Source organism: Haemophilus sp. SZY H36 (assembly GCF_018829625.1).
In the GTDB taxonomy this organism is placed as follows: Bacteria; Pseudomonadota; Gammaproteobacteria; order Enterobacterales; family Pasteurellaceae; genus Haemophilus; species Haemophilus haemolyticus_K.
In genome coordinates this window covers 51280-65554 of sequence record NZ_JAHKKA010000003.1, presented here as the reverse complement: position 1 = coordinate 65554, position 14275 = coordinate 51280, and the positions used below count along the sequence as shown (strand labels likewise).

At 39.1% G+C, this 14275-nt stretch carries 12 protein-coding genes, 1 pseudogene and 1 riboswitch; of the genes and pseudogenes, 4 read left to right on the top strand and 9 right to left on the bottom strand.

Annotation, left to right across the window (positions count from 1 at the left end; all coding sequences use genetic code 11):
* Window positions 1-94: 94 nt before the first annotated feature.
* Complete coding sequence (locus KP713_RS06285) at window positions 95-1150, top strand: tRNA/rRNA methyltransferase (protein ID WP_215770163.1); 1056 nt, start codon at window positions 95-97, stop codon at window positions 1148-1150.
* A 31-nt stretch (window positions 1151-1181) separates the two neighbouring features.
* Here the strand turns inward: KP713_RS06285 and KP713_RS06280 are convergent, their stop codons facing one another.
* Window positions 1182-1880 carry a tRNA1(Val) (adenine(37)-N6)-methyltransferase gene (locus KP713_RS06280; RefSeq protein ID WP_181154018.1) on the bottom strand — a complete coding sequence of 233 codons (699 nt, stop codon included), beginning with the start codon at window positions 1878-1880 and terminating at the stop codon, window positions 1182-1184.
* Window positions 1881-1960: 80 nt separating this feature from the next.
* On the opposite strand from KP713_RS06280, the gene srmB reads away from it, so the two are divergent.
* Complete coding sequence (gene srmB / locus KP713_RS06275) at window positions 1961-3286, top strand: ATP-dependent RNA helicase SrmB (RefSeq protein ID WP_140524527.1); 1326 nt, start codon at window positions 1961-1963, stop codon at window positions 3284-3286.
* 62 nt (window positions 3287-3348) lie between these two features.
* On the opposite strand, the gene tehA is transcribed toward srmB, so the two are convergent.
* From tehA to ribB, 3 genes are all read right to left on the bottom strand, one after another.
* Entirely contained in the window at window positions 3349-4293 is a 945-nt protein-coding gene (gene tehA, locus KP713_RS06270) for a dicarboxylate transporter/tellurite-resistance protein TehA (RefSeq protein ID WP_215770162.1), read from the bottom strand.
* Window positions 4294-4396: 103 nt separating this feature from the next.
* Entirely contained in the window at window positions 4397-5203 is an 807-nt protein-coding gene (locus tag KP713_RS06265; protein ID WP_252346319.1) for a glycosyltransferase family 25 protein, read from the bottom strand.
* A 75-nt stretch (window positions 5204-5278) separates the two neighbouring features.
* The gene (gene ribB / locus KP713_RS06260; RefSeq protein WP_215770161.1) at window positions 5279-5926 is read right to left on the bottom strand and encodes a 3,4-dihydroxy-2-butanone-4-phosphate synthase; all 648 of its coding nucleotides are present in this window, start codon (window positions 5924-5926) and stop codon (window positions 5279-5281) included.
* 88 nt (window positions 5927-6014) lie between these two features.
* Window positions 6015-6192: riboswitch (FMN riboswitch) on the bottom strand.
* Between ribB and nadR the strand changes: the two are divergent.
* A pseudogene (gene nadR, locus KP713_RS06255) lies at window positions 6169-7410 on the top strand (multifunctional transcriptional regulator/nicotinamide-nucleotide adenylyltransferase/ribosylnicotinamide kinase NadR); the annotation flags it as partial. It overlaps the preceding riboswitch by 24 nt.
* Window positions 7407-8087 carry a metallophosphoesterase family protein gene (locus tag KP713_RS06250; protein ID WP_215770159.1) on the top strand — a complete coding sequence of 227 codons (681 nt, stop codon included), beginning with the start codon at window positions 7407-7409 and terminating at the stop codon, window positions 8085-8087. The pseudogene nadR and the gene KP713_RS06250, both read left to right, overlap by 4 nt.
* Window positions 8088-8148: 61 nt before the next feature.
* Here the strand turns inward: KP713_RS06250 and KP713_RS06245 are convergent, their stop codons facing one another.
* The 5 genes from KP713_RS06245 to paeA all read right to left on the bottom strand — a co-directional run bounded on the left by KP713_RS06245 (window position 8149) and on the right by paeA (window position 14236).
* On the bottom strand, window positions 8149-9819 hold the full coding sequence (locus tag KP713_RS06245) for a fructose-specific PTS transporter subunit EIIC (RefSeq protein ID WP_111407696.1): 1671 nt from the start codon (window positions 9817-9819) through the stop codon (window positions 8149-8151).
* 1 nt (window position 9820) lies between these two features.
* Window positions 9821-10762, bottom strand: a complete 942-nt coding sequence (fruK, locus tag KP713_RS06240) for a 1-phosphofructokinase (RefSeq protein ID WP_065265600.1) — start codon at window positions 10760-10762, stop codon at window positions 9821-9823.
* A gap of 1 nt (window position 10763) precedes the next feature.
* The gene (gene fruB, locus KP713_RS06235) at window positions 10764-12263 is read right to left on the bottom strand and encodes a fused PTS fructose transporter subunit IIA/HPr protein (RefSeq protein WP_065265601.1); all 1500 of its coding nucleotides are present in this window, start codon (window positions 12261-12263) and stop codon (window positions 10764-10766) included.
* Window positions 12264-12334: 71 nt separating this feature from the next.
* A complete protein-coding gene (locus tag KP713_RS06230) occupies window positions 12335-12865 on the bottom strand; it encodes an HI_0449 family lipoprotein (protein ID WP_181153737.1) in 531 nt (176 codons plus the stop codon).
* Between the two features lie 72 nt (window positions 12866-12937).
* Window positions 12938-14236 carry a polyamine export protein PaeA gene (paeA, locus tag KP713_RS06225; protein ID WP_140449709.1) on the bottom strand — a complete coding sequence of 433 codons (1299 nt, stop codon included), beginning with the start codon at window positions 14234-14236 and terminating at the stop codon, window positions 12938-12940.
* Between the last annotated feature and the right edge of the window lie 39 nt (window positions 14237-14275).

Below are 14275 nucleotides of genomic sequence, written 5' to 3'. Positions count from 1 at the left end.
TTATTAATAGAAAAAAGGCTTTTTTTCGTTATAATGCTCACAAATTTTAGCATTTTATGGCTAAAAAATATTCATTTTTATTCAGGGAAACCCTATGAACGACAAACGCAAACCGTCTTTTCAATCCGCCGGCAGATCCTTTCAAGAACGCTCAGTAGGTGAAAAATACAGAGAAAAACCAACTCAAAATCGACCGCACTCTAATGATAAATTTAATGGAAAGAGAAACGAAAAATCTCGTTTTTCTCGTGATAAACAAGAAATGAAAGAAACTAAAATTACGCAACTCTCTTTATCTCGTGCGCCATCAAATAAAAATGCAGAACAACCTAAGGTTCAAGTGACGATAAAAAGTACCGGTACGGTTTATAAAATAAAAGAAAAGAAAACTGGTGCGCTTTCTCCTAGAGCACCTGAAAAAATTAAGAAAAATCGTGCGGAAGAAATGAAGGTTTATGGTGAAAATGCCTGTTTAGCTTTATTTGCAGAACGCCCTGAAAGTATTGTTAGATTGTGGGCAACCGTACAAATGTCACACAAAATTGGCGAGGTATTGAGTTATTTAGCCGAAAACAAGAAGGCTTATCACGTTGTAGATAGTGAAGAATTAGCTCGAGTGAGTGGAACGGAACATCATGGTGGCATTTGCTTATTGGTGAAGAAACCGCGTGCTTTCACGTTGCAAGGGTATTTGGATATTCCTCGTGAAGAGGATTGTTTAGTGCTATTAGACAACGTGAATAATGCGCAAAATATTGGTGGGGTATTGCGTACTTGTGCTTATTTTGGCGTGAAAAATATTGTCGCCGATAATGTGGAAAATCTGTATTCGGCAGCCTCAATGCGCGTAGCAGAAGGCGGTGCTGAATATATTCGTGTGTTAGAAACAGATTATATTGATTCAGCTTTGATGCAATTGCGTAAATCGGGCTATCAAATTATTCACGTATCGCACAATAAACAAGGCGAGCCGTTGGATAAAGTGCGGTTAAAAAATAAAGTGGTTTTTGTGCTAAGTGAAAGTTCTACGGAAAGTTTAGCGACTCCAGAAGACACACAAGTGCGTTTAACGCTCGCAAGTCCAATTAAATCAGGCTTAAATATTGCAGTGAATGCGGGTGTGTTGTTAGCGAAGTGGTATTTTAGATAGTGTATGATTAAAGGGGAAAATGATTTCCCCTTTAAAATTTTAAATAAAAGTCTTTAGTCAATTCAATAAACGCTTCAGTGTATTGATTATCCGCATCATAAATCACCAATTGATCTTGTGTTAAAACTTCAGGCTGTTTGGCAAAGGTAAGTAGCATTCTCTGGGGCGTTTTCTCCATTTTTGTAATGACATTCGTTTGTTTTATACAAAAAAGTGCGGTAGATTTTATAAGTGTTTTGCCTGCATCATAAGGTAAAACAAAACTTATTTTCCCATTTTCCGCTAAGTGCATTGCAGCCCATTCTAACCAATTTAAGTGGCTTTGCTTGGTATAACGAGCCAATTCTCTTTCCTCATTTTTGCAAGCAATACCTTGTTCAAAATAAGGTGGATTTGCCACGATTAAATCAAAGGTTTGTTCCGTAGTTTGTAAAAAATGTTGTATATCCGTTTGAATAAGTTGAATGCGGTTTGACCACACTGAATCATTGATGTTTTCTTGCGCTTGTTTTGCTGCAATGGGATCCAACTCCACCGCTTGAATTTGGCAGTTTTCTTCTGTTCGTTGTGCCAACATTAAAGCCAATAATCCAGTGCCACTGCCCATATCTAAAATATTTTTACAATGTTTTACATCAGCCCAAGCACCTAGCAAAATGCCATCAGTGCCGACTTTCATCGCACAAGAATCTTGGTTGATATGGAATTGTTTGAAGGTAAATCCACTCATAAATTTTTCGTAAATTGACCGCACTTTTAGGTGCTTTTCGGGTATAATTCGCGCCAATTTTAACAAAGAACCGCACAATAATGAATTTATCTCAATTTGAACAATTCGATCTTTCTCCTGAGCTTTTAAAGGCGCTTGAGAAAAAAGGTTATTCCCGCCCAACAGCTATTCAAATGGAAGCCATTCCAGCCGCAATGGAAGAGCGTGATGTATTAGGTTCTGCACCAACGGGAACAGGGAAAACGGCTGCTTTTTTATTACCTGCGCTACAACATTTATTGGATTATCCGCGTCGTAAACCAGGTCCGCCGCGTATTTTGGTATTAACGCCAACCCGTGAACTGGCAATGCAAGTGGCAGAACAAGCGGAAGAATTAGCGCAGTTCACCCATTTAAATATTGCGACCATTACAGGTGGTGTGGCGTATCAAAATCACGGTGATGTGTTCAATACCAATCAGGATTTGGTGGTGGCTACGCCTGGTCGTTTATTGCAATATATTAAGGAAGAAAATTTTGATTGCCGTTCGGTTGAAATGCTGATTTTTGATGAAGCCGATAGAATGTTACAAATGGGGTTTGGGCAAGATGCGGAAAAAATCGCGGCTGAAACCCGTTGGAGAAAACAAACCTTGTTGTTTTCTGCAACCTTGGAAGGGGAGTTGTTGGTCGATTTCGCAGAGCGTTTGTTGAATGATCCTGTTAAAGTGGATGCAGAACCAAGCCGTCGAGAGAGAAAAAAAATTAATCAATGGTATTATCACGCAGACAGCAATGAACACAAAATCAAATTGCTCGCGCGTTTTATTGAAACTGAAGAAGTGACGCGTGGAATTGTGTTTGTTCGTCGTCGTGAAGATGCGCGTGAACTTTCAGAAACATTGCGTAAACGAGGTATTCGTTCCGCGTATTTAGAAGGCGAAATGGCACAAACTCAACGTAACAATGCGATTGATAAATTGAAATCAGGTATTGTGACAGTATTGGTTGCAACGGATGTGGCTGCGCGTGGTATTGATATTGACGATGTAAGCCATGTTATGAATTTTGATTTGCCGTACAGTGCGGATACTTATTTGCATCGAATTGGACGAACAGCGCGAGCAGGTAAAAAGGGCACGGCGGTCTCTTTTGTCGAAGCCCATGATTATAAGTTACTGGGTAAAATCAAACGCTATACCGAGGAAATTTTAAAGGCGCGCATTTTAGAAGGTTTAGAACCTCGCACTAAGCCACCAAAAGACGGTGAAGTGAAATCTGTAAGCAAAAAACAAAAGGCACGTATTAAAGAAAAACGTGAAGAAAAGAAAAAAACAGAGGCGAAGAAAAAAGTGAAATTACGTCATAAGGATACGAAAAATATCGGCAAACGACGTAAGCCGAGCAATCCTATATTTTATCAATGATGTTTTTATTAAAATGGCGTATGTTTATTCACATCACATACGCCTTATTTTTTAATTGAGTTTTATTTTAAGAAGAATTGTCCTTTGGCTAATTTGTAGATGGTCATTAATACGAGTAAGCCAATCATAAGGTTAGAGAATACAAAGGCAAAAATTGAGATATCTTGTAATACGTCGCCGTGAAAAAAGGCAATTGAGCTATTTGCCATAGACGCTAATCCGAATGAGAATCCCCATAATCCAATATTCAAGCCTTTTTCCATAATCCAAGGTAATAACCGTAATAAGAAAAAGAGTTGTAGAAAGCCATATCCCCAAAGAATTTTGACGAATGTATCAATTTCCCCTTTATTTAGAGATAAATATGCAGCAGCCCCTACAAACGCTGGAGCAAGAATGATTCCCATCGTAGCTCGAAATGGTGGTTCAAGTGATGAAATTCGTAGGTGTTGAAGCAATACGGGTTCAAAAATGATCCATGCTATTAGACCTGCACCAAAAAATAAATACCCTAAATCGTGATAGCCAAGTAAGGCAAGAGAGCTTGCACTCGTGAAGTTGGCTGCAACAGCAGGTAAATAAAAAGGCGGGCGAGTAGATTTTTGTTCAAATACACCACCTTGCCATAGCTCACTAATGCGTAAGGACGAGAAAAGTAATTGACCAATAGTGCCAAGCCAAATCATTACTTCCGCAAGCCATGGAGTCCAGCGATAAGTAATATCGCCTATAAGCATTGTGGTGATAGGTATGAGTGCAATGAAAGAAAAACGTACTGGGCAATGATATTCTGAGCGAACTTCATCACTGTAATAACGAAGTTTATAGGCATACATTAGAATAAATAGAATCCAAATTGCACTTGCTATGATGCCAATTACATCACTTATAGTGCGAGCTACAGGAAAGTGATTTTCTAAGTGCAACCAAGCTAGAGATAATGCTGCCAGTCCAAGAGGAATACCGAAATAACCCGTAGGAAGCGGGAATGTTTTTGTTGAATTCATAATATAGTCCTTGTATTAATAAATTTTTTATTATATTACTTCGTATCTTAAGTAATCACTTTGCTTAGAATCTCAAATTATTGTATTTTTGATTAAATAAGTATTATTTAAATGGTACTGGTTTACCGAATATTCGTCTTTTAATTCGCCCCAATTCATTGATCACTTTTTCTAATGGGGTTGTTTTGGTTTGATTAGCATGAACGGTTTCTCTACCATCTTGTAAGCTACTCTTAAATTTACTTTCACCATTTATAATTAAATCTTGGATACAGACAGCGGGATAGAGTTGCATAACTTTATATTCTCTTTGATTTAAGAGTTTATCAAAAATAAGCGTGTCTATTGCTAGAACAAGTTGTCTATTTTGGATTTTATTCAATAAATATCGAGCACCTTTAGCTGTGATGGTATACCCGCCCATACCAGTATGTTTATACTTTAATTGAAATATATTTCGTTGACATTTTATTTTATACATACTGCCGAGCATAATTTTACCGTACAAGGTTTCTAGTTTAAGAATATCGGTATCTTTGGGGATGTAATCGATTTCAAGTAATTCTTTTGCATTTTCCCCCAAATAAATATCATCTTCAAAAATATTAATATAATCTAAATTATTTTCTAAAACGAAATTCCATAAAACGATATGGCTTAGTGCACAAGCTATCTCACCGTCACATAAAGTTGCTTTTGATGAACGATCAAAGGTGATATTGAATTTTTTAGCCGTTTCTTCAATAAGTTCAGGCGTGATAGCATCAAAAAATGCGAAAGGAATATTCTGCTTACCAAATTCTTCTGTAATATGTTTTCGGCGTTTTTGTTCAGTAGTTAAACTAATGACATAATTGTGCTGTGCTGTGCTGTGCTGTGCTGTGCTGTGCTGTGCATAAAAGTTACCCAAATAAATAAAATGTGGAATGGTATAAGATAAAAGTGCGGTGAAAAATCATAGAAATTTTCACCGCACTTCTTCATTTTAAATATTATGTGCTAAACGATACTCAACCAAATCTTCGATGGTAAGCACAGAATAACCAAATTTCTTTGCAAATTCTACAATCTCAGGGGCGCGAGCCATTGTGCCGTCGTCATTCGTGATTTCACAAATCACACCTGCTTCTTTAAATCCAGCTAGACGTGCTAAATCAACGGAAGCTTCAGTATGTCCGCGGCGGGTAAGTACGCCACCATTTGCTGCACGAAGTGGAAAGACATGACCGGGACGATGTAAATCTGTCGGAATAGCATTATCCGCAATAGCTGTTTGAATAGTTGTGACTCGGTCTGCGGCAGATACGCCTGTAGAAACACCTTTCGCAGCTTCAATCGTCACAGTGAAAGCTGTTTTGTTTACGCTATTATTATGTTCTACCATTGGCGGTAAATCGAGTTGTTGGCAACGTTCATCGGTAATGCATAAACAAACTATACCACTTCCATAACGAATTAATTTTGCCATTTGTTCTGGCGTGATGGTTTCTGCTGGGAAAATTAAATCACCTTCATTTTCACGATCTTCATCATCTAAAACTAATACGCCAGTTCCATTTTTGAAGGCATTAATTGCGTTAAGTACGCGTTCTTCAGCAGTGTTGCCGAATGGAGATAAAATTGACTGATTCATAGTAATTTCCTAATTTGAGATTTCAATTAAATACCAGAATCAGGGCTGAGAAATGCAAATAAAATGAACGATTTGGGAACCCAACTCGTTTTATTCTCTTTCATCCAGACTTTACTGTCGGCTTTGGAATTTCACCAAATCTGCTGACTTTAAAAGTGAAAATCAGGACAATTTAGCTGGAAAAATTTGCCAAAAATTGACCGCACTTTTAAACGCTCGTGGGCTTTACCACCGGTAGGGAATTTCACCCTGCCCTGAGAATGCGCACTAAGTATAGCGCAAAATACCTAGGCACTAAATCAGAACGTGAAAAATATTTTCATTTAGCCTACAATAAACGTACTCAATTCTTACGCTATCAAGAGCCGATTATGTCAAAAGCAAAAGAGAAAAGAGTCGGTGTCATTTTCGGGAAATTTTATCCCGTGCACACAGGCCATATAAATATGATTTATGAAGCGTTCAGTAAAGTAGATGAACTACACGTTATCGTGTGTAGTGATACGGAGCGCGATTTGAAATTATTTTACGATAGTAAAATGAAACGCATGCCAACCGTGCAAGATCGTTTGCGTTGGATGCAGCAAATTTTCAAATATCAAAAAAATCAGATTTTTATTCATCATTTGGTTGAAGACGGTATTCCGAGTTATCCAAATGGCTGGCAATCTTGGAGCGAAGCGGTTAAAACCCTATTTCATGAAAAACATTTTGAACCTTCAATCGTATTTAGTAGCGAACCTCAAGATAAAGCACCTTACGAGAAATACTTAGGTTTAGAAGTTTCGTTAGTCGATCCTGACCGCACTTTCTTTAATGTGTCTGCAACTAAAATTCGTACGACTCCATTCCAATATTGGAAATTTATTCCGAAAGAAGTTCGCCCTTTCTTTGCCAAAACGGTGGCGATTTTAGGTGGAGAAAGCAGCGGTAAAAGTGTGCTTGTGAATAAGTTAGCTGCCGTATTTAATACCACGTCTGCATGGGAATACGGCCGTGAATTTGTATTTGAAAAGCTAGGTGGCAATGAGCAGGCCATGCAATATTCTGACTATCCGCAAATGGCTCTTGGTCATCAACGATACATTGATTATGCAGTGCGCCATGCACATAAAATTGCATTTATTGATACGGATTTCATCACCACGCAAGCGTTCTGCATTCAGTACGAAGGAAAAGCCCATCCATTTTTAGATTCGATGATTAAAGAATATCCATTCGATGTCACTATTTTGCTTAAAAATAATACTGAATGGGTGGATGATGGCTTGCGCAGTTTAGGTTCACAAAAGCAACGCCAACAATTTCAACAACTACTCAAAAAACTGTTAGATAAATATAAAGTCCCTTACATAGAAATTGAATCGCCAAGTTATCTTGATCGCTATAACCAAGTGAAAGCAGTCATTGAGAAAGTGTTAAATGAAGAAGAAATCAGTGAATTGCAAAATAGTCCATTTGTTATAAAAGGAAAACATCAATGATCTTATTTGCCGGTGATCCACACGGAAGCTACGATCATATTTACCCTTTTGTGAGAGAACAGGAAAATGTCGCACTCATAATTTTAGGCGATTTACAACTCACCACAACAGATGAGCTGGATAAACTTGCACAACATTGTGATATTTGGTTTATTCATGGAAATCATGATAGCAAAACAATTAGTGCTTTTGATGCGATTTGGGGTTCTGAATGGCAATCACGGAATTTACACAATCGCGTAGTTGATATTCAAGGCACCCGCATTGCAGGATTAGGCGGTGTATTCCGAGGGCAAATTTGGATGCCGCCAAATCGCCCCATGTTTTTTGATCCTATTCATTATTGTCAATATAGCCCACAAGAGAAAATCTGGCGAGGCGGTGTGCCTTTACGTCATCGCACGTCAATTTTCCCATCGGATATTGAAATCTTAGAAAACCAACAAGCGGATGTGTTGATTTGTCACGAAGCCCCTAAGCCACATCCGATGGGTTTCCAAGTGATTAATGATTTGGCAATGAAGATGGGTGTTAAGCAAGTATTCCACGGTCATCATCACGAAAACTTTACTTATCGAACAAAGTATCCCTACAAAATCACGAATGTAGGTTTCCGCAGTCTTGCTGATGCAGATGGAAATTATTTGCTACAAACTATCGACGATCGTGAAAAATAAATCTATTCCAAAACAAAAGCCGATTCAAATGAATCGGCTTTTTTACATTCAAAGTGCGGTATTATTCCGCATTGTTTTTCGATTTAATAATGGCATAAACCACACCTGTTGATAAAGCACCAATCGCAATTGCACCAAGATATTTCAACGGCTCAGATACAAATGGAATGACAAATAATCCGCCGTGTGGAGCTTGTAATGTAATATTTAAGCCCATAGAAATCGCACCAGCCACTGCACCACCAATCACAGAGCTAATAATGACACGAATTGGATCTGCTGCCACAAATGGTAATGCACCTTCGGAAATAAAACATAAACCAAGAACGAATGATGCTTTCCCCGCATCGCGTTGGCTAACAGTGAATTTATTGCGAGCAATCCAAGTCGCCACTGTCATACCAATTGGTGGAACCATACCCGCGGCCATTGCCGCAGCCATTGGCGTATAAACTTGGGATGCAATCAATCCAACAGAAAAGGTGTATGCTGCTTTATTTACCGGCCCGCCCATATCGATACACATCATTGCACCAATAATTGCGCCTAACACAATCGCATTCACTTCGCCCATTGAAGTAAGCCAATTACTTAGCTCTTTCATAATTTCAGCTACTGGTGGATTAATGAGGTAAATCATCGTCAAACCAACAATCATCGAACCCAAGAGCGGTAAAATTAAAATCGGTTTTAATGAAGTCAGGCTTGCTGGCAATCGAATAATCACATTCAGCCCTTTCACTACATAGCCCGCTAAGAAACCCGCAATAATACCGCCAAGAATCCCTGCACCCGCTTCACTTGCCAGCATCCCCGCAATCAAACCAACTGCAAGCCCTGGACGATCAGCGATAGAAAATGCAACATAACCGGCAAACACGGCAATCATTAACTTGAACGCCACACCACTACCGATATTCATCAACATATTGGGAAGATCTTGAAAAACTCCTGTATTTTCAATTACATTAAAACTGAACATAAACGAAATCGCGATCAACAACCCACCCGCAACCACTAACGGTAACATATGAGAAACGCCAGTCATTAAGTGTTTGTACACACCTTTTTTCTCACGGCTTTCTTCTTTTGAGCCAGCATTATTTCTGCCATCAAAAACTTTGGCCTCTTTAAATGCTTTATCAAATTCTTGCTCGGTTTTCTTCAAGGCTAATCCTGTTGAAGTGCGATACATTGGTTTACCTTTAAATTTATCTAAAGACACATCAATATCTGCTGCAACAAATACCAAATCAGCCGCCGCGACTTCTTCTGCAGTAATTTCATTGCCAGCCCCAACTTGACCACGGGTTTCAACTTTTACATTCCAACCTTGTTTTTTCGCATAGGCTTCAATCGCTTCGGCTGACATAAACGTATGTGCAACGCCAGTTGGACAAGCAGTTACCGCAACAATATTTTTTACACCAGAAACACCTGTAAAATTCACCGCACTTTTCGGAGCAACATAATCTGCTCCATTGGCTAAGGCATTTGCCAGCGTGACTTCAGGAGAAATCATGGCGATAGCTTCGCCGATAATAAAGACTTTTTTACCAACTAACGCAGGGTTATTGGGTAATACAGAACCAAATACGAGAACAAGATCTGCTTCGGCTGGTGTTTCTACAATAGAGACATTTGCTTTTTGCGCAGCTACTCGAAAAACTTCATGTAATAAATAGGCTTTCGCATCGCCTACATTAGCTGATTGGGTTAAAAATAACTTCATACTATCCTTCAATCATCGTTATTTGTACTTTTTCTAAAATGGGCTCAAGTAAATTCAAATCACTCACACCGACATTACTTTGAGACACCGCAAAAGCGGACACAGCCGTAGCAAAAGCTAAGGTTTCAGCTTTCGATAAACCTTTTTCAAAACCATAAATTAAGCCTGCTACCATTGAATCGCCTGCCCCAACAGTACTCACTACATTTTCACATTTTGGCGGTTCGGCTTTGAGCACGCTTTCATTATTAATCCATAAAGAACCTTTGGCTCCCATTGAAATAATCACGTTTTCAATACCTTCCGCTTTGAGTTGCTGTGCAGCAGCAATAATTTCTTCAAGACGATTTAATGGATGACCAACCCAAGCCTCAAGTTCTCGATGATTGGGTTTTACTAGCCAAGGTTTCGCTTTTAATCCAGCGGTAAGCGCAGCATTGCTACTATCAAGCACCACTTTTACGCCAGCTTGGTGAAGCTGACTCAACCAATCAGCAAATAATTCAGGAGATACACCTAGAGGTAAACTGCCACAAACTGCGACAATGTCATAATTTAAACAATAAGCCAAAGAATCCGTCACAAATTGTTGCCAAACTTGTGGGCTTATTTGATATCCCAAGAAATTTAAATCTGTCACATCTGCTTCAGTTTCGGTAATTTTTACATTGATACGAGTTTTGCCATCCACACGGTTGAATTTATCTTCCAAACCGTGCTTATTAAACATTTGCTCGAAATCAGCTGAATTATCCTCGCCCAAGAAACCGCCTACTGAAACATCAACGCCTAAATCTTTTAGTACTTTTGCGACATTAATGCCTTTCCCCGCAGGAAATAAGCCAAGGGTTTCTACGGTATTTACTTCACCAAGTTGGATATGAGTTAAACGCCCGACTAAATCATAGGCGGAATTTAAAGTAATTGTTACAACGCTTGCCATACTATTCCCCTAAACCCGATTCAATCACAGCACCGATTCCATCAATAGCCTGTTGCGCTTCATCGCCCGTTGCAACAAAACGTAAACGAGTCCCTTTTACTACGCCTAATGCCACAATTTTCATTAAGCTTTTAGCACTCACTAATTGAGAATTACGATCAAGATTCTGAACCGCTACAGAGGCATTATATTTTTTCACTTCGTTTACCAACACTGCACTTGGGCGAGCGTGCAAACCGTGTTCATTCTTAATTACAAACACTGCCTCAATAGCATTTGCCGGCAAGTTATTATCTTCTGTTACCTCTGGTGCGTGAATTTGCTCCCCCATAATTTCAATGGTATCTGGTTCAGATGGCGGCACGGCAGAAACATTCTCACCCAAGCCGTCGGCAATCACTTTGCCCAATGCTTCAATAGCTTGTTTTGCATCTTCCCCTTCTGCCACAAAACGTAAACGATGCCCTTGTATTACACCAAGTGCAACAATCTTCATCAAACTTTTTGCACTGACGACTTCACTTTCACGAGTAAGATTTTGCACGGTAATTTTCGAAGTGAATTTTTTCACTTCATTAACCAAATTCGCACTTGGACGCGCATGTAAACCATGTTCATTACGAATCGTAAAGGTTCCTACAACAGCACCTTCTACAGATTGAGTTTCAACATCACACTCTGAACCCAAAAGTGCGGTCAAAATTTCTGTTGAATTACCATTGAGTAAGGTTGTTTGGACATCGTCATCTAATAAACGCGCTAAAGTTGGATTAATTTGATCACTGATAGCTGAAACGGTTATCACGCCTTTTACAGCTTTGCCATTGTGGCTAAAAATCGTTTTGGCACGACTAAATGCCAAGGCATTTTTCACATTCCCTACGACAGAATCGGTTACCCATAACCCTTTGCCAAGTGGTAATGCCGCATTATTAATCACCTCAGAAATAAAGCGATTTTCTACCGCACTTTGCATCTGTAATTGCCCCGCATTAATCGCGACTAAAGTTAATAAACTTTGGGTATCTACATCTACACTGATATTGGCAGCAGGAATTTCAAATGGCTCAATTGTCTCGCCCATTAAAATCGCACGAAATTCAGCAACATCCGTTATTTTTGCTAATTTCGCTGCGGTATCTTCATCACTCAAAACGTGAGTAAGTTGACGTAATAAGGACAAATGCTCATCAGATCGCGCCGCAATACCAATCACGACATAAGCAATATTTCCTTCTCCCCATTCTATGCCTTGAGGAAATTGAAACACTTGCACGCCCGTTTTCTTTACCATCGAACGAGTATCCAAGGTGCCATGAGGAATAGCGATGCCATTGCCTAAAAAGGTTGAGGTTTGCAACTCGCGCGCTAGCATTCCTTGCAAGTAACCATTTTCCACATTGTCTGCTTGAACTAATGCGGACGCTGCGATTTCAATCGCTTGTTGTTTATCAGCTGCGTTAGCATTTAAATGAATGTTGCTTTCCGAAAGTTCTAACATTCTTGCTCCTTAATAATTTAAAAATAAAGCTGCTGGTGAAATAAATCGACCAGCAGCTTGTTGAAAAACAATTATTTAGATGTGCAGGCTTTCAGCAGTGCTTCACTACCTTGCGCAATATATTCATCATTTTCACCGCGCTCTTTGCCTTTTTGCAAATCACGCATCGCATCATAAATACCTTGAGTTATGCTTTGCGAATCCACTTTTTCCCAACAATTTGCGTTCAAACGTTTAATGTTCGCTTGCAATGCTTCCGCATGTAACACGCCGCTATAATAAGCATATACATCAGAATCATGGCCGCCTGTATAAAGTTTATCCTGAATTTGTTTAACAGGAACTAAAATACGGCCTAGATACCAGTCATTCGCACCACTTGCAAAATTATCTACAAAGAAATTTTCATTCACGCGACCTTTATATGTCGCTATAGTCGCTTCATAAGCAGCCGCATAAGATTTTTGATCGATTTTATCCTTATCTAAATCAATCACTTTTTTATCGTTCCCCATAAATGGAATGTAGTTGGTAACCGATGACCAAGAAGAACAACCTGCCAACATTAACGTAAAAAATAAAACAGAGATTTTTTTAAACATAGTCATACCTGATTAAAGTTAATAAAACGCCGCCATTATACTGGCTGAAGGGGATTAAAGAAAGGGCGGTAATTATTCCGCCTCTTTTACTAAAGACACCAAAATCTGATCGATTTTAAAGTTTTCCGTATCAATCACTTCAAACTTGTATTTTCCGTAAACCACAGAATCGGTTTTTTTCGGGATTTTACGTAGCATATACATCATAAAGCCACTGATGGTTTCGTAATTTTCTTCATCTGGGAAAGATTCAATATCTAATACTCGTGTCACATCTTCTAATGGCGTTGCGCCATCAATAAGCCATGAGTTTTCATCACGACTCACAATATATTCTTCTTCGTTAGAAACTAATTCCCCCATAACAATACTCATGACATCATTTAGCGTAACAATACCCACTACGAGGGCATATTCATTTACAATAATCGCAAAATCTTCACCGGTAGATTTAAACAATTCTAATACTTCGTAAAGAGAAAGCGTATCCGGCACAAATAATGCTTTACGGAGTAGTTTGGAATCTGTGAGCACCACATTTTCATTCTGCAAATACATGGTGAGCAACGTATGGGATTCTACATAACCTAAGATTTTGTCGAGGCTATTGTCACAAATCACGATTTTAGAATGAGAATCACGAGAAAGCGTATCCATGACTTCTTGGCGAGAAAAAGTACGGTCTAAATACACGATATTTTCACGGGTTGTCATAGTGGAAGTCACTGTACGCGCTTGCATATCGAAAATATTTTCGATGAGATAATGCTCTTGAGTTTTTAATACGCCAGCTTCTGCGCCTGCTTCTACTACGGCGAAAATATCTTCAGACGTCATACCATCTTCACGCACAGTGGAAATACGAAATAAGCGGAAAAATACATTAGCAAGCGTATCAAAAAACCATACAAGCGGCTTAAACACAAACATACTGAAATTCATAATGCCGACAACACGCAACGCCACCATTTCAGGATAAGTAATAGCAATACGTTTTGGAATAAGATCAGCAAATAAGATAAAGAAACAAGTAACCAATACAAACGCAATGGTAGAAGCAGTTGGCTCAATCCAATCGCCCACAAAAGAGCGGCTTAAAATTTCCGCGATATAAGGGCTTAGTGCGCTTTCACCAATTCCCCCACCAAGAATCGCCACCATATTCAAACCAATTTGAACCACGGTAATAAAACGACCAGGATGCTCTTGTAATTTAAGTACTTGAAGCGCACGCACATCCCCTTCATTCGCAAGGGTTTGTAGTTTCAATTTACGCGAACCCGCCAGTGAAATCTCTGCAGAAGAAACAACCGCACTAATTAGAATTAAGGCAATAATCGCCAAAATAGTATGAAATAATTCCATAATCATTACTCAAAAATATGAAAGAAAACGACCGCACTTTGCGGC